Annotated in this window: 23 protein-coding genes and 1 tRNA gene; 14 read left to right on the plus strand and 10 right to left on the minus strand. The window is 66.4% G+C overall.

The window, feature by feature from the left end; all coding sequences use genetic code 11:
* Nucleotides 1-242: 242 nt before the first annotated feature.
* Nucleotides 243-488: a hypothetical protein gene (locus ON33_RS00850; protein ID WP_040853751.1), complete on the plus strand. Its 246-nt coding sequence runs from the start codon at nt 243-245 to the stop codon at nt 486-488.
* Nucleotides 489-766: 278 nt separating this feature from the next.
* Here the strand turns inward: ON33_RS00850 and ON33_RS40830 are convergent, their stop codons facing one another.
* The 3 genes from ON33_RS40830 to ON33_RS00860 all read right to left on the minus strand — a co-directional run bounded on the left by ON33_RS40830 (nt 767) and on the right by ON33_RS00860 (nt 4,214).
* A complete protein-coding gene (locus ON33_RS40830; protein WP_157184357.1) occupies nt 767-973 on the minus strand; it encodes a hypothetical protein in 207 nt (68 codons plus the stop codon).
* A 239-nt stretch (nt 974-1,212) separates the two neighbouring features.
* Nucleotides 1,213-2,067 (minus strand): hypothetical protein, encoded by an 855-nt coding sequence (locus ON33_RS00855; RefSeq protein WP_245550247.1) that lies wholly within the window; start codon nt 2,065-2,067, stop codon nt 1,213-1,215.
* A 365-nt stretch (nt 2,068-2,432) separates the two neighbouring features.
* On the minus strand, nt 2,433-4,214 hold the full coding sequence (locus ON33_RS00860) for a DEAD/DEAH box helicase (protein ID WP_245550248.1): 1,782 nt from the start codon (nt 4,212-4,214) through the stop codon (nt 2,433-2,435).
* A gap of 374 nt (nt 4,215-4,588) precedes the next feature.
* Here ON33_RS00860 and ON33_RS37835 point away from each other — a divergent pair, with 374 nt between their 5' ends.
* The 4 genes from ON33_RS37835 to ON33_RS00880 all read left to right on the plus strand — a co-directional run bounded on the left by ON33_RS37835 (nt 4,589) and on the right by ON33_RS00880 (nt 7,058).
* Nucleotides 4,589-5,746, plus strand: coding sequence for a hypothetical protein (locus ON33_RS37835; RefSeq protein WP_218001344.1), 1,158 nt, complete (start codon nt 4,589-4,591; stop codon nt 5,744-5,746).
* Nucleotides 5,747-5,787: 41 nt separating this feature from the next.
* The gene (locus ON33_RS40835) at nt 5,788-6,225 is read left to right on the plus strand and encodes a hypothetical protein (protein WP_157184358.1); all 438 of its coding nucleotides are present in this window, start codon (nt 5,788-5,790) and stop codon (nt 6,223-6,225) included.
* A 111-nt stretch (nt 6,226-6,336) separates the two neighbouring features.
* Nucleotides 6,337-6,630 (plus strand): prevent-host-death protein, encoded by a 294-nt coding sequence (locus ON33_RS00875; protein ID WP_157184359.1) that lies wholly within the window; start codon nt 6,337-6,339, stop codon nt 6,628-6,630.
* Nucleotides 6,627-7,058, plus strand: a complete 432-nt coding sequence (locus ON33_RS00880) for a type II toxin-antitoxin system VapC family toxin (protein WP_040853753.1) — start codon at nt 6,627-6,629, stop codon at nt 7,056-7,058. Before ON33_RS00875 ends, ON33_RS00880 begins: the two co-directional genes overlap by 4 nt.
* Nucleotides 7,059-7,455: 397 nt before the next feature.
* On the opposite strand, the gene ON33_RS00885 is transcribed toward ON33_RS00880, so the two are convergent.
* The 4 genes from ON33_RS00885 to ON33_RS00900 form a co-directional block, all read right to left on the minus strand.
* On the minus strand, nt 7,456-8,169 hold the full coding sequence (locus ON33_RS00885; RefSeq protein WP_040853755.1) for a maleylpyruvate isomerase family mycothiol-dependent enzyme: 714 nt from the start codon (nt 8,167-8,169) through the stop codon (nt 7,456-7,458).
* A gap of 27 nt (nt 8,170-8,196) precedes the next feature.
* Nucleotides 8,197-8,958: a DUF998 domain-containing protein gene (locus ON33_RS00890; protein WP_083868501.1), complete on the minus strand. Its 762-nt coding sequence runs from the start codon at nt 8,956-8,958 to the stop codon at nt 8,197-8,199.
* Between the two features lie 122 nt (nt 8,959-9,080).
* Complete coding sequence (locus tag ON33_RS00895; protein ID WP_040853757.1) at nt 9,081-9,503, minus strand: very short patch repair endonuclease; 423 nt, start codon at nt 9,501-9,503, stop codon at nt 9,081-9,083.
* 46 nt (nt 9,504-9,549) lie between these two features.
* Complete coding sequence (locus tag ON33_RS00900; RefSeq protein WP_174391464.1) at nt 9,550-10,692, minus strand: DNA cytosine methyltransferase; 1,143 nt, start codon at nt 10,690-10,692, stop codon at nt 9,550-9,552.
* 274 nt (nt 10,693-10,966) lie between these two features.
* Here ON33_RS00900 and ON33_RS00905 point away from each other — a divergent pair, with 274 nt between their 5' ends.
* Complete coding sequence (locus tag ON33_RS00905) at nt 10,967-11,569, plus strand: putative glycolipid-binding domain-containing protein (RefSeq protein WP_218001345.1); 603 nt, start codon at nt 10,967-10,969, stop codon at nt 11,567-11,569.
* Nucleotides 11,570-11,590: 21 nt separating this feature from the next.
* Here ON33_RS00905 and ON33_RS00910 read toward each other — a convergent pair whose 3' ends face one another.
* A complete protein-coding gene (locus ON33_RS00910; RefSeq protein WP_040853761.1) occupies nt 11,591-12,541 on the minus strand; it encodes a prephenate dehydrogenase in 951 nt (316 codons plus the stop codon).
* A 58-nt stretch (nt 12,542-12,599) separates the two neighbouring features.
* Here ON33_RS00910 and ON33_RS00915 point away from each other — a divergent pair, with 58 nt between their 5' ends.
* From ON33_RS00915 to ON33_RS00925, 3 genes are all read left to right on the plus strand, one after another.
* The gene (locus ON33_RS00915; RefSeq protein ID WP_040853762.1) at nt 12,600-13,139 is read left to right on the plus strand and encodes a tRNA adenosine deaminase-associated protein; all 540 of its coding nucleotides are present in this window, start codon (nt 12,600-12,602) and stop codon (nt 13,137-13,139) included.
* 26 nt (nt 13,140-13,165) lie between these two features.
* Entirely contained in the window at nt 13,166-13,603 is a 438-nt protein-coding gene (locus tag ON33_RS00920) for a nucleoside deaminase (protein WP_040853958.1), read from the plus strand.
* 54 nt (nt 13,604-13,657) lie between these two features.
* Nucleotides 13,658-13,745 (plus strand) — tRNA-Ser (locus ON33_RS00925).
* 78 nt (nt 13,746-13,823) lie between these two features.
* On the opposite strand, the gene ON33_RS00930 is transcribed toward ON33_RS00925, so the two are convergent.
* On the minus strand, nt 13,824-14,051 hold the full coding sequence (locus ON33_RS00930; RefSeq protein ID WP_040853763.1) for a hypothetical protein: 228 nt from the start codon (nt 14,049-14,051) through the stop codon (nt 13,824-13,826).
* A gap of 349 nt (nt 14,052-14,400) precedes the next feature.
* On the opposite strand from ON33_RS00930, the gene ON33_RS00935 reads away from it, so the two are divergent.
* Nucleotides 14,401-14,871, plus strand: a complete 471-nt coding sequence (locus ON33_RS00935; RefSeq protein ID WP_040853764.1) for a hypothetical protein — start codon at nt 14,401-14,403, stop codon at nt 14,869-14,871.
* A gap of 104 nt (nt 14,872-14,975) precedes the next feature.
* On the opposite strand, the gene ON33_RS00940 is transcribed toward ON33_RS00935, so the two are convergent.
* On the minus strand, nt 14,976-17,303 hold the full coding sequence (locus tag ON33_RS00940) for an MMPL family transporter (RefSeq protein WP_040853765.1): 2,328 nt from the start codon (nt 17,301-17,303) through the stop codon (nt 14,976-14,978).
* Nucleotides 17,304-17,541: 238 nt separating this feature from the next.
* Here ON33_RS00940 and ON33_RS00945 point away from each other — a divergent pair, with 238 nt between their 5' ends.
* From ON33_RS00945 to ON33_RS00960, 4 genes are all read left to right on the plus strand, one after another.
* On the plus strand, nt 17,542-18,129 hold the full coding sequence (locus ON33_RS00945; protein WP_040853766.1) for a TetR/AcrR family transcriptional regulator: 588 nt from the start codon (nt 17,542-17,544) through the stop codon (nt 18,127-18,129).
* 37 nt (nt 18,130-18,166) lie between these two features.
* A complete protein-coding gene (locus ON33_RS00950; protein WP_083868503.1) occupies nt 18,167-18,727 on the plus strand; it encodes an RrF2 family transcriptional regulator in 561 nt (186 codons plus the stop codon).
* A 79-nt stretch (nt 18,728-18,806) separates the two neighbouring features.
* Nucleotides 18,807-20,540, plus strand: coding sequence for an ABC transporter ATP-binding protein (locus ON33_RS00955; RefSeq protein ID WP_040853767.1), 1,734 nt, complete (start codon nt 18,807-18,809; stop codon nt 20,538-20,540).
* Nucleotides 20,537-22,504 (plus strand): ABC transporter ATP-binding protein, encoded by a 1,968-nt coding sequence (locus ON33_RS00960; protein WP_051151504.1) that lies wholly within the window; start codon nt 20,537-20,539, stop codon nt 22,502-22,504. The genes ON33_RS00955 and ON33_RS00960 overlap by 4 nt, the downstream gene beginning before the upstream one ends.
* The last annotated feature ends 24 nt before the right edge of the window (nt 22,505-22,528 follow it).

The raw sequence follows: 22,528 nt of genomic DNA on the forward strand, positions 1-22,528 counted from the left end.
GAATCGGTACCGCCTGCCAGGGACCAGTTCCCAGCGGCCGTTGCGTCCGATGTCGGCCAGCTCGCCGAGGGCGGATCACCACCGGAATCCTTTCCCGCGGCGAGGAATCAGCCAGAGGCATATCAGGAGCCCTCCCCGGCGTCCAGGCCAAGCCCTTCGGGTCACGATGTGAGCCTGGACGCCGGGGAGGGCTCCTGATCTGGGCAAGCCCAGATTCCGCACCGCAGGAAAGGACTCCTCCCATGGTCAACATCGCCCTCAGCGAGCTGCCCGACATCTCCCACCGCAACGCCCGCTGGGAACTGGTCCCCGACCCCAGCTTCGGTGGTACCTGGGCCCGCGCCGTCATTCCCCGCCGCCCCTGGTCCTGGACCCCCGAGGACTGCCCCGTCTGCAACGGCCCCGGCTGCGACAACTGGTGCCTGATCGGCGAGTGCGACTGGTGCGCCGACCACATCTGCCACGCCTGCGGCTGGTACGTTCCCTGACCCTCCCGACAGGGGCACCGGGCAACGGCGCTCGGTAGTGAGCCGACAACGACGTCGGCTCCCAGCCCCTTTCGGCTCCTGGTGGGTCTCCCCGCCTCCTCATCGGCCCAATTGTCTCGCTCCAGGAAGCCGCATCAAGGGCGCTTCGCGTCGGCTACGCCGATGGGCATCCGCCCACCCTTGACCCGACTCCCTTCCACAGAGAGCGGCCAGTATAAGGAAGCAGGGACAAGAAAAGTCCCCGGCGCACCTCGCGTCAGGGACTTTGAGCGCTGGACTCAGCCTGGCACTGCGGTCGCGATGACACTCTGCATGACACCGGAAAACACGAGCGCAGTTGCGGAAGACACCGCACCAAACCAAGGAGAACCGATCATCCTCATCACCTTCCCTTCTGCATCACTGGCTCCAAAGCGAGCCACCAGCGTCGGAACAAGGTTGAGCAATACGGCCACCGCGAAGATGGTCAGTGCCAGACCTGGCATACCTGCCAGGCTCAATCCAGCGCCAATCAGCTTACACCCGCGCCGCCCGTCCGCAAGACCATCCGCCGAGCGAGAAGTCTTGCCCGAGCCCGCAATCAGTCTGCAGGGGTATCGAATTCAGCCAATCTCACCAACGACACAAGCCTTGATTCCGCCGCTCGCAGGCCGAATCACCCTGCATGCCAACGCTACCCGCCATACGCAAACATGGACTGTCGTGCTTCTATCGAATACCGCTGCTATGGGGTTGGCATGGAGCACAACTCATCGTGATAGTTCCGGACGAGGCCCATCGCTCGCCACCACTCATCGACCAAGGCAGTAGCGGAGCTGTTTGCCCACTCAGCGCAGCCCGTCGCCAAGCACATATTCGGATACCACGGATAGACCGGCTCTCGGAAGATGGTATTGAGGGGGAACAGCCCATCGAGCTTTCGCTCAAGCACATGCTCGTCATCGTCCATCTGCCACTCAGGCTTGAAGTGGACGAGTGCATTCCGGAGGTCGATCAGCTTTGACGCGGCTTGATACGGGTTAGCGCCCTTGTTCAGTGGTGGCTTCCGGCTGGCAGTCAACGCGACTTGGTACTTCTCCAGTATCCCGGCTCGCTCCAATCGGGCCGGCGGAGTCCAAAGCTCACGGATCAGCGTCGCAGAATCCTCATCAATGCCGGTGCATCTCGGATTGAGTGCGCCCGGCTTGGACTCGGCGACATCTTGAAGTATCTCGTTCACCGATGCCTCCATGAAGGCAACAGAGAGGAGGACCGCGTTCGTCACGACGGCCCCCAGTTCGATACTAGGTTTGTGCGTGCCAGCAAGGTCGGCCTCGATCTCTCGGCTCTCGCGCGCCGCACGACGTGCCGCCCACAACAGTTGAGTCGCACGATAGTTTCGGACGCCGACACGTGCGGTGAGCGTCGCAGTCGCAGTTGCGTGTGCTGCTGTGGCGGGAACGGTCACGTCCTTGCGCTCTTCCATCTCAGAAGTGTGCAACAGCCATTGCGTCAGGTGGCCAGAGACAGCCGAGAAATCACCCAGACCTACGAGCGTTGACGACATGGCTGACGACAACAGCGATGACATCAACGGCATCGCATCACCTGGTAGTCCTCGTTCTGTACGAGTTCCCATCAGCCACAACCGATCTGCTTATGACTACGGATCAGAAGGTTGGGAGTTCGAGTCTCTCCGGGCGCGCAGAAAGAAGCCCCTGACCAGGGAAAACTGGTCAGGGGCTTCTTGGTTCGGCGGGCGCATTTGACCTCCACCAAGAATATGCCAAGAATTCGCGGCCAAACGTTCCGTCTGCTGGCTGACGCCAAACCGCACCTTGAGCAAGATCGATCCGGTCCAGTGTCGGCTGGTCCTTCGATCTCGGCTGCGGGCCAGGCGATTCGGTTTGTTGCGGTCAGCGCAGTACTCCCGTTCCAGCATGGCTCGCCGTTTCGTCCAGGAGTTCAGTTCCCGAGTTTGCGTGGGTCCGGGAACCCGAGTTCGGCGTATCCGGGTGCGCGTTTGCGCAGTGAGGAGGCGATCACGGGGGTGAGGACGTCGTGATAATCGTGAACGGTCGCGGTGGTCTTTCCGGGGTGGGCGCGGGTGATGCGCCCGGCGTATTGGACGAGGCGGCCTTTGAACGAGACTGGTGCGGCGAGGAACAGGGTGTCGAGGGCGGGGCAGTCGAAGCCCTCGCCGATGTAGGAGCCGGTGCCGACGAGCAGCAGCGGGGAACCGCTGGCTACACGCGTTGCGATCGATTCGATGACAGCTTGGCGTTCACGAGCTTTCATGCCGCCGCGCAGGACGATGATGTCCTCGCAGCCCGCGGCGGTGAGATGTTCGGTGAGTGCGTCGACGTGGTCGACCCAGGTGGTGAGGACGAGAATGTTCGCGCCAGCCTGATGGGCGTCGAGTACGTCTGTGACGATCTGTTTCAGGCGCTCTTCGTCGGCGACGAGTGCGCGGTAGATTTCAGCGATTCCACCGGGCTGGCTCGGGTCGGCGTCGCCGTCGTAGGCGAACCGGGTTGGGTGCACGTGGAGTATCCGGTGGGGCGCGGGTGCGTCGCCGCTGGTTGGCAGGTGGTCGGCTGCGGGTGCGTCGATGGTGTGGGTGTGTGAGCCGAGTTGGTGGTAGATGAGGTCGTCGAGTTGGTCGCGCCGGTAGGGGGTGGCGGTGAGACCGAGCCAGTAGCGGGCGGGGATCTGGTTGAGGACGTCGGTGAAGGCGGAGGCGGCGATGTGGTGGCATTCGTCGACCACGACGAAGCCGTATCCGCGGGTGAGTTCGTCGACATTGGCGCGGCGGGCGAGGGTGGGCAGCAGGGCGACGTCGATCACCCCGGTGGTCTTGGACCGGCCGCCGCCGATCTGTCCGCACTTGATACCGAGGTGCTCGAGGATCCGGGTCCGCCATTGGTCGGCGAGGGCTTTGCGGTCGACGAGGATCAAGGTCGATGTGGCGCGGGAAGCGATTGCCGCGCAGGCGATCACGGTCTTGCCGGTGCCGGGCGGCGCGATCAGCACGCAGGTTTCCTGAGCTTCGACTGCGCGCAAGGCGGTTTGCTGTTCGGCTCGTAGTTCGCTCGCCCAGGTGAAGGTCTGCTCGCTGCCGTCGGTGCGGTTGTCGTCGATGTTCAGTGTGCTGTCGGCGGATTCGACGAGGGTGGTGAGCAGGGCAAGTAGTGCGGCGATCAGATTGCCCATGCCTCGGCCGGTATGGGTGTCCTGTGACGGGAATAGCCGGTCGTAGCTGGACAGATTCATGCTGCCGCGCAACTGGATTGCCTCGGCGAGCAGGCCGGTGGCGATCCGGCGTGCCGTGGCGGCGGGCGTGGGCCCGGCGAAGAAAATCCACACGTGCGCGCCGCGCCCGGACTGGGACACTTCGAGCGCAGCCGGAATGTCCTTGGCGCGAGCGGCTTTCAGGAAGGCCAGCGCGTCGAGCATGGCTGCGCTCTTGTCGAAGTCCGCCGCTACCCACCAGCAGGTGTCATCGTCGGTGAGCGGGTACAGGCCGACATGGTGATCGCCGCGCAAGTGGCGGGCGATGACGTCGTTGGTGAGCGGCAGGTACAGCGCCTCCGACCGGGACATACCCTTGCTCCATCGGCCTCGGATGGCAGGCATCCACCCGGAGCGGCCGTCACGGCGGTTCTCCCAGCGGACCGCGTAAACGTCGTCGCGGCAGCGGAAAAGGTCGAGATAGAACCGGACCTTGGCCTCCGGGCTGGAACGCATGTCGACCGGTGTCCCCACCGCCGTCTGATCCGGAGCGGCGGCACGAGCCTGCTATTCGGTCAGATCGAGCAGGCGGCGTAGACGAGCGGTCTCCGCGCGCAGGTCTTCGAGCTCGCCGGGATAGCGTTCCACGAGCAACCAGTCTGCCGTGCACTGCCCTGCTCGTCGACGGTGTATGGGGGACGTCGTGAGACACCGCATCCTGTTGAGGGGGCTTTTCAGCGGAATCGTATGCTGCCGTGAGGTTTCCGGATTTTTGGGTGCCGGTCACCGGTAGGGTCTGGAGACGTCGGCACCGTCACCCGAGGAGCAAGGACAGGATTCTGAAGGCGATCAAGAATTCGCAGCGAGCTGCGACCGGTCCACTCGAGGAGTTGATCTATCGCGCCGGTGAGCTCAAGGCGGAACTGGTGGCGTTCGCGCAAAGTTCGCGTTTCGACAGGCAGTTGACCGCCGCGCTGATCGACGCCGCCGACGATCAGGGCTATCTGGACGAAGGCCTGGCGATTCTGGCCGTCGATCATTTCGCGCTGCAGCATCGACTGCCCGACGGTCGTACCGTCGTCGAACGGTTTGTCGCTCAACATCGTCCGCCGCTGTCGGGCGGTGATCGGGAGCTGCTGCTGGGATGGCGCGACGTCGTCGAGGGATGCTTCGAGGTGAGGCTCGTCGATGGGGTCGAGATTGTGCTGCACAACCTGATCGACGACCTGGTCTACCGCGTTTATTCGAATCTCGGGGCTGCGCCGTTCGCTCGCCTGCGAAAGGGCATGTTCGCCATCGCCAGGATTGTGCCCCTGTCACAGGATGCTGATGCGTGGCTCGTCAGCGGAAATTTCGTGGCGCTCCCCAAATCCGCGGTGCGCCAAGTAGCGCAGAACGCCCTGACCATGCTGACCGCGCATCCGGAGTTGTTGCGCCGCAACCCCGAACTGCTGCGGCGAGCCTGGGAGATGCAGGCGCAGGACCGCGCGGATTTCATCGACCTGTTCGGCGGCGACCTGGTGGTGCTGCCGGTGGAGGAGGTCCGGGAGAGACTGAGCGAGCATTACCGGCGCCGCCGGCAGAAGGCACTCGCGGGTCTCGACGACAAGGCGGCCAAGCGCGCCGCCGCGGCCGGACCGACTCCTGACATGCTTGCCGAACTGCCCGAGCAGCTGTGGGACGCGGAGACGGTCGGCGTGATCTACGACGAGGTCGAGGGGCTCAACTTCTATGGCGACTTCGGTCGGCTGGAGGCCCTGTTCGCCGATCCCGCGCTCGCCGGCGACCGGACCTACCTCGCGGTGCTGCGCGGCTATCTGCGTGACGATTCCGTTTCCACACTGCCGATCCGGCGTCTGGTCGAGCGTCATCGGGAAGGGGCCGATCCGGTGTTCCGCAAGTTGTTGGGAAAGCCCGGATTCTGTTGGGACCGCGACGGAGAAGCTCTGCTGCGCCGTCGTAAGAAGGAATTCTTCGATCGCGCGCCGACGCCCAGCATCTCCGTCGTCGGTGAGCGTCTGGCCGAACTTCTCCGTCGCAACCGATAGGCCAAGAGATGGGCAGGCTCACGAAAGCGCAGCTGCGGGTCATGGTCGAAGAAGCCACAGTGGACGCCTACGGCGACGAAGAACAGCTGGTCGGCTTCTACACCATGATCGTCGACCACGTGGAGACCCCTTTCGAGGTGGAGGTCTTCGGGTTGACGGTCACCGTCAGCTCGTCGATCAGCTCACTGACGATGCCTTTCCCCTGGACGGGCGTGGGCGCCGGCTGCTTCTTCTTGCGTGCCGCTTGGATTCGCCCTTCGGCCCGCAGCTGTTCGAGTCTGGTCGGCTGCTCGACGGGAACGATGCGGGCGATCGGCCGCCCCATGATCGGTGATGGTAATGGTGCGGCCGGAGCGAACTTCGGCCAGGTGACGGCTGAGGCTGTCGCGGAGTTCTCGAATTCCGACGTCCATGATCATCAACCCCTATGTCGCCATATTTCGGTGATGAATTATGGCCGTAAATTGGGTTCGATGTGATGGTCTTCTCGGCCGTTGTGGCCGGTCGCGCGTTGACGGTGCCCGCTGTGTGCTGGCAGATCTTCATCCCGATCAGACCCGCATCGTGCCACAGCGTGGTACGGTGTATCTATGGCTGTCCCGGAAATGTCCCCGCCGACCGAGGTCAGCGTCCGGCAATTTGTCAACGATTCCGGTGCCGTGACCCGCGGGCTGCGGGAAGGTCGGCAATACCTGCTCACCATCAATGGTGAGCCGTTGGCCGAGGTAACGCCGATCAGGCGACACCGCTTCGTCCGCACCAGCCAGGCCCAGACGATGTTCGCTACCGCTCCCGCGCTGGACTACGAGGAGTTGCGGCGTGACCTGGACACGGCCGTCACCGACGAGTTGTCCGAGGACCCGTTCGAAGGGACCGGCCTGTGAACGATCCCCGGGCGAGGGGCGTGCTCGACACGAGCATCGTCGCGGCGTTGTCGGTTTTCGATCCGGCCGAACTGCCCGTCGAATCCGCTATCACCGCGGTCACCTTGGGCGAACTGTCACGGGGACCGTATGCCACCGACGATCCGATCAAGCGCGCTCGCCGGATTGCGGTGTTGCAGCACACGGAGGCGACGTTCGGAGAGGCCCTGCCCTACGACAGCGAAGCCGCGCGTATCTTCGGGCTGATCTGCGCTTCGGTATATGCGATCGGCCGACAGCCGCGACGCCGGACGGCCGACCTCATGATCGCCGCCACCGCTGCGCGCAACGGGCTGCCGCTGTACACGACCAATCCGAAGGACCTCGAGGGCCTCGACGGCCTCGTCACGATCGTGCCGGTCAGTCGTCCCGCCGGGGCTACCGGCTGACCGGACGGAGTCGGTCGTGAACCCGGGCGAGGTGCAAACCGGCGACCTCGACACCGGGAGGCCGGCTGCATGGAATCGACACTCGCTCATGCGGTGGCGGGGTGTACGGACTTGACCTATCCCCAAAATTTCCCCAAGAATTCTGGGTGCGCTTTGCGTGATTTCCCTGTCCAAACCCGCAGGGTGTGCAGGTCCGTCGTTCATACCGACTTGAACTGACAACTGCGGGTTTGTGCCGAAATCCTGCACACCACCGGCACGTTTGATCGAAACTCTCGATCAGAAGGTTGGGAGTTCGAGTCTCTCCGGGCGCGCAAGATCGAGAGCCCCGCACCGAATGGTGTGGGGCTCTTGGCTTTTGGGGTGCCCATGCGGGTCGGGCTGCCCGGGGCGGTGGTTACTTCCAGGCGGCGAGGTCGGGGAGGTCGCCGGTGAGGTCCTTGCCGGCGGAGCGGCCGATGAGCCAGGCGGCGAGGGCGGTGGCGGGGCCGGTGATGGTGGTGGCCGGGGTGCCGACAGTGCCGGTGTAGCCGGTGTCGGTGGCGGTCACCGCGAAGCCGGTGCCGTCGGCGGGCCGCACCTCGCCGATGGATTGGATCAGGAGGCGGGTGGTGAAGGTCTCGGACCAGTCGGCGGGGGTGTAGCCGATGGCGAGGTCCACGTGGTGGATCTCCACCTCCAGCAGGCGCATCCACGGGATGCGGGTGGCGGGGATCTCGCCGCCCTGGCGGTTGCGGACCAGGGTGGGCCAGCGGTCCGCGGGCATGACCCGGGCCAGATCCAGCCAGCGTTCGGCGGAGGCGGTGAAATCCTCGAGCTGTTCGCGCAGCGCACGCGGGGCGCCCGCCTCGATGTCGGCCTCGCGGAGGAATTGGCTTGCGTACTGCGGGGTTTCGATGCCGGTGCGGGCCCACAGCAGCAGATTGACCAGGCTGTCGGCATTGCGGGAGAGGTGGGCGAGCACGTGGCCGCGGGTCCATCCGGGCAACAGTGAGGGTTCCACCAGGTCGGCGTCGCCGAGGGCGGCGATCGCGGGGAGCAGGCGCCCGGTCGCGGCGGCGACGGTGTCGAGCAGGGCGACGGTGTCGGCGAGTTGCGCATCGCTGGTCACAGGTCCGACCCTAACCGGTCGGGGCGGTCAGTCGCCGGACGAGGCGGCGGTGCGCCGGTATTTGGCCGGCGGGCCGGAATCCCGTTCGGCCACAACGATTTGCACCGCCAGCGCGACCAGCCACAGCGACATGGCCCCGACCTGGATGCGCTGCGCGATGCCCAGGCCGTAGTTGCCGGGCAGATTGTCGGCGATCAGCATCCACGCCGTCACCGCCGAACCGACGATCAGAATCCACAGTCCGGTGTGCCGCAGAATCGGCCAGCGCCGGTACTTGAAGGCCGCCACGGTGAACGCGATCATCGCGATGTAGATGGAGAACACCGCCAGCGTGCTCGTCAGGGCGTGAATCTGGTGCAGCTGCGGGAACAGTCCGGTATCCACATAGCGTTTGCGCGCGTTCGGATCCTCGGGCACGATCGGCCACTGCGCGTCCGCGATGGTGGCCGCGCCGAAGCAGGTCAGCGCCACCCATCCGATGGTCGAGTAGAGCCGTCGCGAGAACAGCAGCAGCCCAGCCAGTCCCGCCACCACCAGCAGCGACCCGGAAATGGTGTCCCCGGTGCTGAACACCCACCGGAACGGCGCGCCCTTCTCGGCCAGCTGGCTCAGGAAGGTGTTGGTCGGGTTGCTGTCGATGGGCAGGATGAATTCCAGGACCCAGGAGGAATAGCCGAGTCCGGCGACCGCTATCAAGATCGCGATGAACCAGCGCAGCGCCCGTCGCCACCGCGGCTGGAGAACCCTCGCCGTCGGAACCGTCTCGGCTAGTTTCTGCTCGGTTGGCATCACCGCGCTCGCTTTCGCTGGCCTCGCTATCTCGTACTGCCCTGCCCGCAGCTTCCGATCTGTCCGGACTGGTCGGCTGGTCCGGTCTTGGGTCCATTGTCTCCCATTCGGAAACATGGCCGTCACATGGCGCGTGCCAACGCCCGCATCACCAGGTCGGCTGCCGATTCCGCGGCCTCGTGTTCCCACACCCGCACCACGGTCCAGCCCGCCGCCGTCAACCGGGCATCGGTGTCGCGATCGCGCGCCACATTGCCCGCCAGCTTGTCGGCCCACCATTGCGCATTGTTCTTCGGGTGTGTCGCGTGTTGCGGGCAGCTGTGCCAGAAGCACCCGTCCACATAGACCGCCACCTTTCGCCGCGGGAACACCAGATCGGCCCGCCGCCGCAGCCCCGGCAGCGGAGCCCGGTCCACGAAGAAGCGTTTTCCACGCCGGTGCAATTCCCGCCGCAGTTCCAGCTCCGGCTTGGTCCCCACGCGCCGCTGCCTCGCCATGCGCGCACTGGTCGCCGCATCGGTGCCCGGTCGCCGCGCATCCGCCATCAGGCCATCCTCATCGCGGCCCGCCGGGCCGGCAAGGTCGGCCGCCTCACGCCGCCTCGCGCGGCGCGCCCCCCATGCGCTCGAGATGGTTCTCCACATCGTCGAGGAACCCGTCGGGGAAGCGCAGCGAGCCCATCCGGGTGCGCCGCAGGAAGCCCGCGGTCGCGCGCGCGGACAGCAGCCGGGAGTCGTCGAGAAACCAGCGCAGATCCTCGTAAGGCGCGTGAACGGGCCAGGTGGACACCGGAACCCGATGCACCTCCCCACGATGCCCCCAGGCCGCCGCCGGCCAGCTGCGGCGGGTCAGCGGCGCGCCGTCCGGGATGGGATCGTCGGATGGATCGGTGACGCGCGCGGCGATCCAGGACGCCATGCGCACACTCACCGCATTGCCGACCAGCTTCCAGCGATGCCCCGGCCGCACCCCGGGCACCGCCAGAGCGGCTGTGGTCCAATCCCGGTCGAAGCCCTGCAGCCGCTCGGCGTCGGTGATGCCGGGCGTCACCAGCTCACCCGAGGGCAGCCGGACCGCCGGCGGGCTCGCAATGCCCAGGGCCGAGCCGCCTTTCAGGGTGGGCACGGCATTCACCGCCCAGCCCAGGCCGCGGGTGCCCTCGGTCCAGTAGAAGCCGCACGGATCGTGCGCCGGATCGCCCACCTCGCGCGGCCCGGCGTCGGCGCCGAACAGGATCGGCCGCGGATCCTCGGTGCGGGAGGCCAGCATCAGCACCCGCTCCCGCCGCTGCGGCAGCCCGAACGCGCGCGCGTCCACCACCCGGTAGGCCCAGGTGTAGCCGAGCTCGGTAAGCGCGGCGGTGATGTGGCGCATGGCCGCGCCGCCACCGAGCTGCAGCATGAACGGCACATTCTCGATGAGCAGCCAGCGCGGGCCCTTCTTGCGCTTGACCAGCCGGAACACCTCGTCCACCAAACCCGAACGGGCCCCGGTGATTCCGGCCGTCCGCCCGGCCTGGGAGAGGTCCTGGCAGGGGAAGCCCGCCGCCACCAGCTCGGTCCCCGACGGCAGCGCGCGCAGCTTGGTCACATCGGAATGCAGTGGCACGTCCGGGAAATGCGCGGCCAGCACCGCCTGCGCTCCGGAGTCGATCTCGCACAGCAGTTCACTGCGCCATCCGTGCGCCGCGAGCCCGAGCTCCAGCCCGCCGATGCCGGCGAACAGGCCGACCATCCGCGCGCCCGTCACAACAGTCCCTTTCACCCCGGAGTCCCCGTGCCCAGAGCACGTTACTCGAGTCCGCGTAACCCCACCGTGAGCAACACCCTTCCGCACTCGCGATCCAGAGACCCTCGCTATGACCCGGGCGGATGATCAGCAGGCGGTGGTGTGCGCGAACACCCGGAACCACCCGGCACCATTGCGTGTTGATCACGATGTGCCGCCGGGGGAGTGATACCGGCCGGGTAGCGCGGGTGCGCGGGCGGGGGGAACTACGGTTATAGGCGTGACGGATAACGGGAGTGAGGACGCGAACCCGGGAGCGCCGCGGTGGCCGGCCATTCTCACGTGGCGCGCGCACGACGGATCGCGGATGGAGTCGGTGCGGGTGGTGCTGAGCGGCAATCGGATTCGCGCCGCGGGCCGCATCATCGCCGGCGCCTGCGAGGAGTATCCCGCCTTCAGCGCGTCCTACGACCTGGTCACCGACGAGTCCGGGGTCACCAAGCGGCTGTCGCTGCGCAGCACCCTGGCCAGCGGTGAACGTCACGCCTCCATCGCCCGCGACGAGGAGAACTACTGGCTCATCGACGCCGGAAACACCCACGTGCGCTCCACCTTCGGCGGCGCGCTGGATGTGGACGTGGTGCTGAGCCCGTTCTTCAACACCCTCCCCATCCGCCGCTACGGCCTGGCCCACGCCAGCGAGGACGTGCAGGTTCCGGTCGTCTACGTCCGCCTGCCCGATCTGCTGGTGCAGGAAGCGAGCCTCACCTACAGCAGCGGCTCCGACGGCATCCATGTGCTCTCGCCCGTCTCCAGCGCGACCGTCACCGTCGACGAGGACGGCTTCCTGCTCGACTACCCCGGCCTGGCCGAACGGATCTAGCCGGGGTTCGCCGAGACAGATCTAGTCGAGCGAGGTGAGGACGCCGCCGGAACGGCCCGCGTCGATCAGTTTGGTGAGCCAGTTGTGGTCGCCGGGGCGGACATCGGTGATGACCCAGCGCTCGTTGTCCTCGTAGTCGGTGCGGGCGTCGTGGCCGGCCTCCACGAGTTCGGTGATGGTGCCGTTGGCGCGCAGGCTGTCCCGGGCCTGGGTGAGGATCTCGAGGGTGTCGTCGAGCACATCCAGCAGCGCCGCGGCGTTCGGTTCGCAGATGGCGCGGACCATGTCCGGTGAGGTGGCGGCGACCCGGGTGCCGTCGCGGAAGGAGCCGGCCGCCAAGCCGAGGGCCAGCGCGCCGCCGTTGGCGCCCTCGATGGCGAGGGCCTCGGCGAGGACGTGCGGCAGGTGCGAGATGCGGGCGACCGCGCGATCGTGTTCCACCGCCAGCACCGGCACCACCGCCGCGCCGCAGTCCAGTGCGAGCTGCGCGACACGCCGGAAGGGGTCGGCGTGTACGCCCGGATCGACGCTCACCGCCCACGCCGCGTTCTTGAACAGGTCGGGAGAGGATGCGGCCCAACCGGATTCGCTGGTCCCGGCCATGGGGTGGCCGCCGACGTAGCGCGCGCCCAGCTCGTGGCGCTGTACGGCCGCCGCGACCGGCGCCTTCACGCTCACCACATCGGTCAGCGCACAGTCGGGGGCGAAGGTCTTCACGTCCGAGAGCACGGCGTCGATGGCGGGCATGGGCACACCGATCACCACCAGCGCGTCGCGTTCGGCCGCCCGGGAGAGCACCGCCTCCACATCGCTGATCACGTCGTATCCGTCCATGCGGGCCGCCTTCGCGCCGACCTCGGACCGGTTGTAGCCGAACGCCTCATACCCGGCGCCGGCGGCGGCGCGCAGCACCGATCCGCCGATCAAACCGGTACCGAGGACGCAGACAGCTGGTTTCGGAGTGCCCGTCATTCGATCAGATTCGCATACGACTTCAACATTTCCCCCGAAGCGGACTACCGTTGCGGCCATGGCAGCACAGCGCTCGAGCACGAACAGGGCGACGTCGGATGAGTTCGACGACGTGGAAGGGTTCGCAGTGGCGGTTGTCCGCGAGGAAGCCAACTGGAAAGTGACGCCGCTGAGCGACGCCTCACTGTCCAGTCTGTCCGCGGCCGAGCACGAGTTGCGGGCGCTGCGAAGTTCCGGCGCGGTGTTCGGTTTGCTCGACGTCGACGACGAATTCTTCGTCATCCTGCGTCCGGGCCCCACCGGCAGCCGCATCCTGCTGTCCGACGCCACGGCCGCCATCGACTACGACATCGCCGCCGATGTGCTCGAGGAACTCAATATCGAGATTCCCGACATCGACCCGGACGAGATCGACGACGTCGAACCATGGGAGGAGGGCGACCTCGGCGTCCTCGCCGACCTCGGCCTGCCCGAACCGGTGCTGGCGGTCATCCTCGCCGAAACCGACCTGTACCCGGACGAGCAGCTCGGCATGATCGCCCAGCGCCTCGGTTTCGCCAACGAATTCTCCGCGGTCCTGGACAAGCTCCCGCGTTGATCGGCTCGCTCGCCTCCGACGAGGCGATGATGCGGGCCGCCATCGCCGCCGCCGGTGCCGCCGACCCGCGCGACGTCCCCGTCGGCGCGGTCGTCTTCGATGCCCAGGGGCGGGAACTGGCGCGTGCCGCCAATGCCCGTGAGGCCCTGGGCGATCCGACCGCGCACGCCGAGGTGCTGGCTCTGCGCGCGGCAGCCCGGGTGCTGGGCGATGGCTGGCGGCTGGAGGGCGCGACGCTCGCCGTCACTCTCGAACCGTGCACCATGTGCGCCGGCGCCCTGGTGCTCTCCCGCATCGGCCGCCTCGTCTTCGGCGCCTGGGAACCCAAGACCGGTGCCGTCGGATCCCTCTGGGATGTGGTCCGTGACCGACGTCTCAATCACCGCCCCCAGGTCCGGGCCGGCGTCCTCGAATCCGAATGTGCCGCTCTCCTGGCCGAATTCTTCGATTCCCACCGCCCTTAGCCCTCTTTCCAGGCGATTTCGGAATCCGGCGGGTGCTCAGGTAAAGTCACCAGCGGTGGCGTGTCCGAGCGGCCTAAGGAGCACGCCTCGAAAGCGTGTGAGGGGTAACCCCCCTCCGAGGGTTCAAATCCCTCCGCCACCGCTTCGGCCCCTCATCCGCAAGAGTGGATGGGGGGCCTTTTTCTTGCTCGCGGAACGAGTGATCGAGCGGGCTGCCCGGTTACGGCCAGCACCAGTCCAGGGTGGCTGATCCGGGTGTCGGGATGTGGACACAGATGTTGATCGAGATGTACGGCGCATCCACATTCGACAGCAGGGGCTGGTCCGCATTCGCCGCCACGGGCCGGCTCGTCTCGGGCTGATTCGCGGATGCGGATGGTGCGGCCAGGGCGACGAGCGGAACGGCTATCGCGGCGACCGCTGCCGAGCGGGCGATTCCTGCGAGCATCTGATCGACTCCTTCGGTAACGCGGGTGTGTGGACGGTGGTTTCCAGATGCCGTGGAGGATGGGTGCTTTGTCCCGGTCGGAGGTTTGCCCACAGCTATCTACAGCCCGGTTCAGACGATGATTCAAGGTCGAGACCGGCTGTGAGAAGCAACGTTAACATCGAAAAATTGGATAGCTGAGAAATATCTGAAGACTGGTCGGTGTCCACACTCGCCAGTGTCCGTCACCCATCCCGCCCTCGAGTGCGCGGTCACCCCTTATCCGGGCGACAAGGTTTATCAAGGCCGGGCGCACAGGATTCCTTGCGGCGCGGGGCTTTCCGCGTGAGCCGGTGGTCAGGAGGATCCGATGTCGTACCCGCACAATCAGTCCGGTCGATCCGTGTACCACCCCTACCCGGAGCCGGCGCGTCGTCCGGAGAGCGGCGCGGCCGGAATCATCGGGGCCGCGATGGCGCTGCTCTTCGGCCTCCTCGCCGGTCTGGGCAGCGTTCTCGCCTGCTGGACCTGGTCGAGTTTCTCGGCCGACATCCGGCAATCGATGGGGATCCAGTCCTGGATGGTGTGCGGTCCGATCGCCGCCCTGCTCCTGATTCCGGGTGGCCTCCTGCTCCTCCGCCGCCGGACCATCGGCCGCGTTCTGGTGATCATCGGCACCCTCCCCCTCTTCGCCGCCAATCTGTGGGAATGGCGCGCCAACCCCTACGCCGGCCCCGGCGCCCTGGCCTATGCCATGGTCTTCTCCGTCATCCACCTCGGCATCGTCATCCTCGTCGCTCTACCCTCCACCGGCCGCTGGATCCGTACCCGCCCCTTGTGAATCGGACAGTCGCGTCGGGAAACCATTGCGGGGCTTTCCTTTTGAAAACCACTCGGCCCCCACCCGGAGAATCGGGTGGGGGCCGAGTGGTTTTCGTGCGGGGGTCAGCCGACGGTGGCGGGCTGCTTCTCCTCGGCGGGGGTGGCGGACTGCTTCAGCTCGGCGAGCTTGGCGCCTTCCACGTCGATGTCGGGGAGGATGCGGTCCAGCCACTTCGGGAGCCACCAGGACCACTTGCCCAGCAGCGCCAGCAGCGACGGGATCAGGACCATGCGGACGATGAAGGCATCGAAGAAGACGCCCGCCGCCATGGCGAAGCCCATGGACTTGGCCACCACGTTGTCGTCCAGCATGAAGGCGCTGAACACCGAGATCATGATGATGGCGGCGGAGGTCACGACGCGGGCGCCGTGGTGGTAGCCGCTGATCATCGCTTCCTTGGCCGACTTGCCGTGGACGTATTCCTCACGCATGCGCGTGACCAGGAAGACCTGGTAGTCCATGGCGAGACCGAAGACCAGACCGATCAGCATGATCGGCAGGAAGCTCACCAGCGGATGCGCCTCCACCAGGCCGAAGTGGCCCTGCTGGAAGATGAGCACGGTCGCGCCGAAGGTGGCCGCCATGGAGAGCAGGAAGCCCAATGCGGCGGTCAGCGGCACCAGGATCGAGCGGAACACCAGGAGCAGCAGGATGAATGCCGCGCCGGCCACGATCGCCAGGTACGGAATGATCTTGTTCAGCAGCGCCTGCGAGACATCCGCGTAGATGGCGGTGGTGCCGGTGATGCCGTATTCCATGCCGTACTTGTCATGGAACTCGGACTCGGCGTCGCGGGCGTTCTTGACCAGGTCCTTGGTCTCCTTGTTGTTCGGCCCGGACTTGGGATAGCCCATGAACATGGCGGCCTGCTTGTCCTCGCTGGGCCGGGACAGGGTCAGGTAGTCCATGCCCGGGTAGGAGGCCAGTTTGGAGCGCAGCGCGTCGAGAGCCTCGGTGCGCTGGTTCTCCGGCGTCTTGCTCAGGTCGACGGCCACCAGCAGGGTGCCGTTCGCGCCCTCGCCGAAGCCCGCGGTCTGCAGGTCGTACGCCTTGCGGACGGTGGTGTGCTTCGGCATCGAGTCGCCGCCGGGCAGACCCAGCTGCAGGTTCACCGCGGGCGCGGCCAGCAGACCCAGCAGCACTACCGAAATGCCCAGCGTCAGCGCGGGCGCCTTGCCGATGAGGCGGGCGAAGCGCATGCCGTTGGTGACGGAGTGCTCGTCCTCGGGGTCGTGCTTGGCGACCAGCGGCAGCTTCGGCTTGAACAGGAAGCGGCCGAACGCGCCCATCAGCGCCGGCATCAGGGTGACGGCCACCAGCACCGCCATCGCGGCCGAGACCGCGCCGAAGATGCCCATGTAGGTGAGGAAGCTGACGCCCACGAAGCTCAGGCCGGCCAGCGCGATGATGACGGTCAGACCCGCGAAGATGACGGCCGAACCCGCGGTGCCGACCGCGGTGCCCGCGGCCTCCTCCGGCGAATTCGACACGGCCAATTCGTGTTTGTAGCGGGAGACGATGAACATCGCGTAGTCGATGGACAGCGCCAGACCGATCATGGAGGCCAGGATCGGGGTGAAGGTCGGCACGGTCAGGAAGTGGGTGCCGAACATGATGATGGAGATGGCGGTGCCGACGCCGACGAGTGCGGTGAGGATCGGCACGAAGGCCGCCACGATCGCGCCGAACGCGATCACCATGACCACCAGCGCCACCGCGATGCCGATCAGCTCGGAGGAGCCGTTCGAGCCGCCCGGATCCTGCGCGATCGAACCGCTCAGCTCGACCTGCAGCCCGGCGGCACGCGCCGCGTCGCCCACCTTGTAGGCGGCGTCGCGATCGGCCTGCTTGATGTCGGAGAACTTGGCGATGGTGAACTTGGCCTGGACCGTGGCCACCGAATCGGGGTTGGTCTTGTTCAGCACGTTCAGCGGCGCGCTGGAGCAGACCGCCGAGAAGTTCGGGTTGGACCGGTCGCCGGCCAGGCAGTCGATGCCGGCCTGCTCACCGATCTTCTTGGTGGCGTCGATCGGATTCACCAGCGGCGCGGACTTGTCCACGATCGACAGGTCGCCGAGCGCGGTCAGGAACTCCGACAGCTTGGTCTGGTTCGCCGGGTCGGTCAGCTTCTGACCCTCCGGCGCGGCGATCACATAGGTCGCGCTGACGGCATTGGGGTCGAACTCCTTGGACGCACCCGGGAAGTGTGCGTCGAGGATTTCCGTGGCTCGCTCCGACGGCAGGCCCGGCATGGTGAAGGAGTCCTGGAACGGCTTGGCGAGGGCCCCGCCGAGTCCGCCGATGACGAGCAGCGCGGCGACCCACGCCGTGATGACTATCCATTTCCGGCGGAAGGCGAACTTTCCCCACCGATAGAGGTATACGGACACAGGGGTTCTCCTGGGCGATGGTTTGTGGGCGAAACAGGGTGCTGGTGTGCGAGCGCGTAGACAGCACTGCCGCCGGGGGCGTCATCGCCCCCCGCCTCCACGAAACTGAATCTGCCTACCGTGCGGTAGGTAGACTACCGAGCGATTAAGCGGAGGAACAACCTCGACTCTAGGTGGCGTAGATCGCATACCGAGCATGCCGAGGTCGTCGGTCCGACGCGGGTGAGAGGATGAGAGTATGGGTGGCCAGGTCATGTCCGGAACAGTTGTCGCAGGTAGAAGCACCAAGGATGCGATCCGGGACGCCGCTCTTCAATTGTTTTCGACCAAAGGGTTCGATCACAGCAGCCTGCGCGAGGTCGCCGATGCGGTAGGAATCACAAAAGCCTCGCTCTACTATCACTATGCTTCGAAGGTCGATCTGCTGGTCGCGATCATCGAGCCGATGTTCGAGGAAGTGCGTGATCAGGTCGAGGGCCTCGATGACATTCCGCACACTCCCGAGAATGTGGCCGAGGTGATCCGCCGGCGCCTGCACTCGACATTGGCCAACCGCCAGGTGGGCGTGCTGTGCATGCGCGACACCGTCGCCATCGTGAATGCCCTCGGCAACCGCTATCCCGACATGATCGAATTGCATCACCGCATGTGCCGCTGGATGGCCGGGCCCGATGCCGACGACGACACCCTGCTGCGTGCGGCCGCGGCCATGCAGGTGCTCAGCACCGCGATGATGTCCCAGGAGATCGTGCCCGCCGCCGATGCAGATCACATCGAGACGACATTGTTGAATGCCGCACTCGGCGTGCTGAATCCGGCGCGATAGGGTTTTTCCTCACCACCGATCTGGATCAGGAGTTCTCGTGCATATCACCGCGAAGGTCGATTACGCGGTGCGCACCCTTGTGGAAATCGCGAAGGCGCAACCGGATTCGGTGAAGGCCGATGCCATTGTCGCCGCCCAGAACATTCCGCCCAAGGTGCTGGAATCGGTGGTGGCGGATCTTCGCAAGGGCGAATTGGTGGTCAGCCGCCGCGGTCCCGACGGTGGATATCGACTGGCCCGCCCGGCCGCCGAGATCAGCATCGCGGATGTGATTCGCGCGGTGGAGGGTCCGCTGGCCTCGGTGCGCGGGCAGCGGCCGGAGGATGTCAGCTACCCGGGCGCGGCCGAGCCGCTGCAGCGGGTGTGGATCGGGCTGCGGGTGAACATTCGCTCGGTGCTGGAGCGGGTGACCGTCGCCGATATCGCGCACGATCTGCTGCCATCCTTCCTCGACGAGCTGCTGCACGATCCGGATGCCTGGACCCGCCGTCCGCGGCCCGCGGGCGGTCCGGTCGCGGCGGTGTCGCCGTCCGGCGGCGCGGGATCGAGCGCGCCCACCACGGGAGAGTGGCGCGATCTGGACCAGCCCGACATCTGAGCGCCACCCAGGCGGGTGTCCTACAGCACCGGAAAACGTCGGGGCGAGCGCCGGAGGATGGCGGTAGCCTGCCCTCATCATGTTGATCCGACTTCTACGCACCTTCCTGTGGCCCTACCGCAAGCAATTGGCGGGGGTCGTCGTGCTCCAGCTGATCTCGGTCATCGCCATGCTGTACCTGCCCACGCTGAACGCCGACATCATCGACAACGGCGTCACCAAGGGCGATATCGGCTACATCTGGTCCACCGGCGGGTGGATGCTGCTGGTGACGGGCATCCAGATCGCGGCCCAGGCCGTCTCGGTGTACCTGGGCGCGCAGGCGGCCATGGGCGCGGGCCGCGATATGCGCGCGGCCCTGCTGCACCGGGTCGGCACCTTCTCCGCGCGGGAGGTCGGCATGTTCGGCGCGCCCTCGTTGATCACCCGCAATACCAATGACGTCGGCCAGGTGCAGCTGCTCGTGCTGATGAGCGCCACCATCCTGGTGATGGCCCCGATCATGTGCATCGGCGGCATCTTCATGGCGTTGCGCGAGAGCATGCAGTTGTCGTGGCTGCTGTTGATCGCGGTGCCGGCGCTGGCCCTGTCCATGGCCTTCATCATCAGCCGCATGGTGCCGGGCTTCCGGCGCATGCAGGAGCGCATCGACGCGGTGAACCGCGTGCTACGCGAACAGATCACCGGCATCCGCGTGGTGCGGGCCTTCGTGCGGGAGCGGCAGGAGACCTGGCGCTTCGGAGTCGCCAATACCGAGCTGACCGAGCAGTCGCTCTATGTCGGAAAGTACATGGCTCTCATGTTCCCGGCCGTCATGCTCATCTCGAACCTGACCACGGTCGGCGTCATCTGGTTCGGCGGTCACGCCATCGACAACGGCGAGATGCAGATCGGCTCGCTCACCGCGATGCTGGCCTACATCATGCAGATCCTGATGGCGGTCATGATGGCCTCCTTCCTGGCCATGATGGCCCCGCGCGCCACGGTCTCGGCAGAGCGCATCGGCGCGGTGCTCGACACCGAGTCCTCGGTGGCGGAACCCCGTCTGCCGCAACAGTTCCAGGACGATCCGGGAACGGTGGATCTGGCCTTCGCCGAGTTCAAGTTCCCGGGCGCCGAGAAGCCGGTGCTGCGGGCCATCCAGTTCCGGACCGCGCCGGGCACCACCACCGCCATCGTGGGCGCGACCGGCGCCGGCAAGACCACACTGGTCAACCTGATTCCGCGGCTCATCGACGTCACCGACGGCGCGGTCTACGTGGGCGGCACCGACGTCCGGCACCTGCCCCTGGAGACGCTGCGCTCGGAGATCGGCCTGGTGCCGCAGAAGGCGTACCTGTTCTCCGGCACCGTCGCCTCCAATCTGCGCTACGGCAAACCGGATGCCACCGACGAGGAACTCTGGCACGCGCTCGAGATCGCGCAGGCCGCCGACTTCGTGCGCGAGATGCCGCAGGGCCTGGAAACGCCCGTGGCACAGGGTGGTACGACCGTCTCCGGCGGTCAGCGTCAGCGGCTGGCGATCGCCCGCGCGCTGGTGCGCAAGCCGCGCATCTACCTGTTCGACGACTGCTTCTCCGCCCTCGACGTGAGCACCGACATGCGGGTGCGGGAGGCGCTGAGACCGGAGACCTCGAACGCGTCGGTCATCATTGTGGCGCAACGGATCTCGACGATCCGGGACGCCGATCAGATCGTGGTGCTGGAGGACGGCGCGATGGCCGGCATCGGCACCCACGAGCAATTGCTGCGGGGCTGTCCCGAATACCGCGAGATCGTGGAGTCGCAGTTCAGCGCGGAGGAGGTGCGATGAGGCCCGGAGCGGTCAATCCCGGTGCGCCGGATGCCAAGGCGAAGTCCTTCGGCCCGTCGCTGAAGCGCGTGCTGCGCATGCTCGCGCCGGACCGGGTCTACCTGGGCGTGGTCTTCCTGCTGGCCGTGGGCTCGGTGGTGCTCAACACGCTGGGCCCGCAGATTCTCGGCAAGGCCACCAACCTCATCTTCGACGGGGTGGTCGGCAAGCAGCTGCCCGCGGGGCAGAGCAAGGACGAGCTGGTCGAGGGTCTGCGCCGGGCCGGTAACAACACCTTCGCCGACATGCTCGCCAGCATGCACGTGATTCCCGGCACGGGAATCGATTTCACGGCGGTGGGTCACGTGCTGGCCTGGGTGCTGGCGCTCTACATCGGCGCCTCGGTGTTCCAGTGGCTGGAAGCGCAGCTGCTGATCATCGTGATCAACCGGACCGTGAAGCGGCTGCGCGCGCAGATCGAGGAGAAGCTGCACCGGCTGCCGCTGCGCTACTTCGACTCGATGCCGCGCGGCGATGTGCTCTCCCGGGTCACCAACGACGTCGACAATGTGGCGCAGACACTGCAGCAGACCATGTCGCAGCTGATCATCAATGTGCTGTCGGTGATCGGCATCCTGATCATGATGTTCTGGATCTCGTGGCTGCTGGCCCTGATCGCGCTGCTGACGGTGCCGCTGGCGGTCATCGTGACCGCGCAGATCGCCAAGCGCTCCAAGCCGCACTTCGTGGACCAGTGGAAGTTCACCGGCGAGGTGAACGCTCAGGTCGAGGAGGCCTTCACCGGCCACGAGGTGGTCAGCGCCTTCGGCCGGGTGCGCGAGGTCGGGGAGCGCTTCGACGAGACCAACGACAAGCTCTACGACTCCTCGTTCAAGTCGCAGTTCATCTCCGGCCTGATCATGCCCGCCATCATGTTCCTCGGGAACCTGAACTATGTGCTGATCGCCGTGGTCGGTGGCCTGCGGGTGGCGTCGGGCAATCTGTCGCTGGGTGAGGTGCAGGCGTTCATCCAGTACTCGCGCGGATTCACCCAGCCGCTCACCCAGATCGGTTCGATGATGAACCTGCTGCAGTCGGGTGTGGCGTCGGCGGAACGGATCTTCGAGATCCTCGACGCCGAGGAGCAGTCGGCGGATCCGGATCCGGAGGATTCGCGACCGGTGGATCGTGGCCGGGTGGCGTTCGAGCAGGTGTCCTTCCGCTACGAGCCGGAGACGCCGATCATCGAGGAGCTCTCGCTGGTGGCCGAACCCGGGCACGTGGTGGCCATCGTCGGACCGACCGGCGCGGGCAAGACCACCCTGGTCAATCTGCTCATGCGGTTCTACGAGGTGGACTCCGGCGTCATCACCATCGACGGCGTCGACATCACCCGCATCACCCGCGACCATCTGCGGTCGCGGATGGGCATGGTGCTGCAGGACACCTGGCTGTTCGGCGGAACCATCTGGGAGAACATCGCCTACGGCAATCCCAGTGCCTCCGACGAGGACATCCTCGAGGCGGCCCGGGCCGCCTACGTGGACCGGTTCGTGCACGCGCTGCCGCACGGCTACGACACCGTCATCGACGAGGAGGGCTCCGGCGTCAGCGCCGGTGAGAAGCAGCTCATCACCATCGCCCGCGCTTTCCTGGCCAAGCCGTCCATCCTGATCCTGGACGAGGCCACCAGCTCGGTCGACACCCGTACCGAGCTGCTGGTGCAGCACGCCATGGCGGCGCTGCGCCGGGACCGCACGAGTTTCGTGATCGCGCACCGGCTTTCGACGATTCGCGATGCCGACACCATCGTGGTGATGGAGAAGGGCAAGATCGTCGAACAGGGCACCCACGAGCGGCTGCTGGCCGCGCGGGGCGCGTACTACCGGCTCTACAACGCGCAGTTCGCCGGCGCCATCACCGGCGGCGAGGGCAACAGTGTCGACAATCCGGAACCCGATGCCGTGGCGCTCAGCAAGAGCTGACGCCTCGATCGTCCCCTGAGGAAC

It is taken from the genome of Nocardia niigatensis NBRC 100131 (assembly GCF_000308655.1).
GTDB classification, from domain to species: Bacteria; Actinomycetota; Actinomycetes; order Mycobacteriales; family Mycobacteriaceae; genus Nocardia; species Nocardia niigatensis.

Excerpts from the sequence above, each read along its gene's own strand:
- ON33_RS00850 (WP_040853751.1), top strand. The coding sequence starts at position 243 with ATGGTCAACATCGCCCTCAGCGAGCTGCCCGACATCTCCCACCGCAAC.
- ON33_RS40830 (WP_157184357.1), bottom strand. The coding sequence starts at position 973 with ATGCCAGGTCTGGCACTGACCATCTTCGCGGTGGCCGTATTGCTCAAC.
- ON33_RS00855 (WP_245550247.1), bottom strand. The coding sequence starts at position 2,067 with ATGCCGTTGATGTCATCGCTGTTGTCGTCAGCCATGTCGTCAACGCTC.
- ON33_RS00860 (WP_245550248.1), bottom strand. The coding sequence starts at position 4,214 with ATGCGTTCCAGCCCGGAGGCCAAGGTCCGGTTCTATCTCGACCTTTTC.
- ON33_RS40835 (WP_157184358.1), top strand. The coding sequence starts at position 5,788 with ATGGTCGAAGAAGCCACAGTGGACGCCTACGGCGACGAAGAACAGCTG.
- ON33_RS00875 (WP_157184359.1), top strand. The coding sequence starts at position 6,337 with ATGGCTGTCCCGGAAATGTCCCCGCCGACCGAGGTCAGCGTCCGGCAA.
- ON33_RS00890 (WP_083868501.1), bottom strand. The coding sequence starts at position 8,958 with ATGCCAACCGAGCAGAAACTAGCCGAGACGGTTCCGACGGCGAGGGTT.
- ON33_RS00895 (WP_040853757.1), bottom strand. The coding sequence starts at position 9,503 with ATGGCGGATGCGCGGCGACCGGGCACCGATGCGGCGACCAGTGCGCGC.
- ON33_RS00900 (WP_174391464.1), bottom strand. The coding sequence starts at position 10,692 with ATGGTCGGCCTGTTCGCCGGCATCGGCGGGCTGGAGCTCGGGCTCGCG.
- ON33_RS00910 (WP_040853761.1), bottom strand. The coding sequence starts at position 12,541 with ATGACGGGCACTCCGAAACCAGCTGTCTGCGTCCTCGGTACCGGTTTG.
- ON33_RS00915 (WP_040853762.1), top strand. The coding sequence starts at position 12,600 with ATGGCAGCACAGCGCTCGAGCACGAACAGGGCGACGTCGGATGAGTTC.
- ON33_RS00920 (WP_040853958.1), top strand. The coding sequence starts at position 13,166 with ATGATGCGGGCCGCCATCGCCGCCGCCGGTGCCGCCGACCCGCGCGAC.
- ON33_RS00930 (WP_040853763.1), bottom strand. The coding sequence starts at position 14,051 with ATGCTCGCAGGAATCGCCCGCTCGGCAGCGGTCGCCGCGATAGCCGTT.
- ON33_RS00935 (WP_040853764.1), top strand. The coding sequence starts at position 14,401 with ATGTCGTACCCGCACAATCAGTCCGGTCGATCCGTGTACCACCCCTAC.
- ON33_RS00945 (WP_040853766.1), top strand. The coding sequence starts at position 17,542 with ATGGGTGGCCAGGTCATGTCCGGAACAGTTGTCGCAGGTAGAAGCACC.
- ON33_RS00955 (WP_040853767.1), top strand. The coding sequence starts at position 18,807 with ATGTTGATCCGACTTCTACGCACCTTCCTGTGGCCCTACCGCAAGCAA.
- ON33_RS00960 (WP_051151504.1), top strand. The coding sequence starts at position 20,537 with ATGAGGCCCGGAGCGGTCAATCCCGGTGCGCCGGATGCCAAGGCGAAG.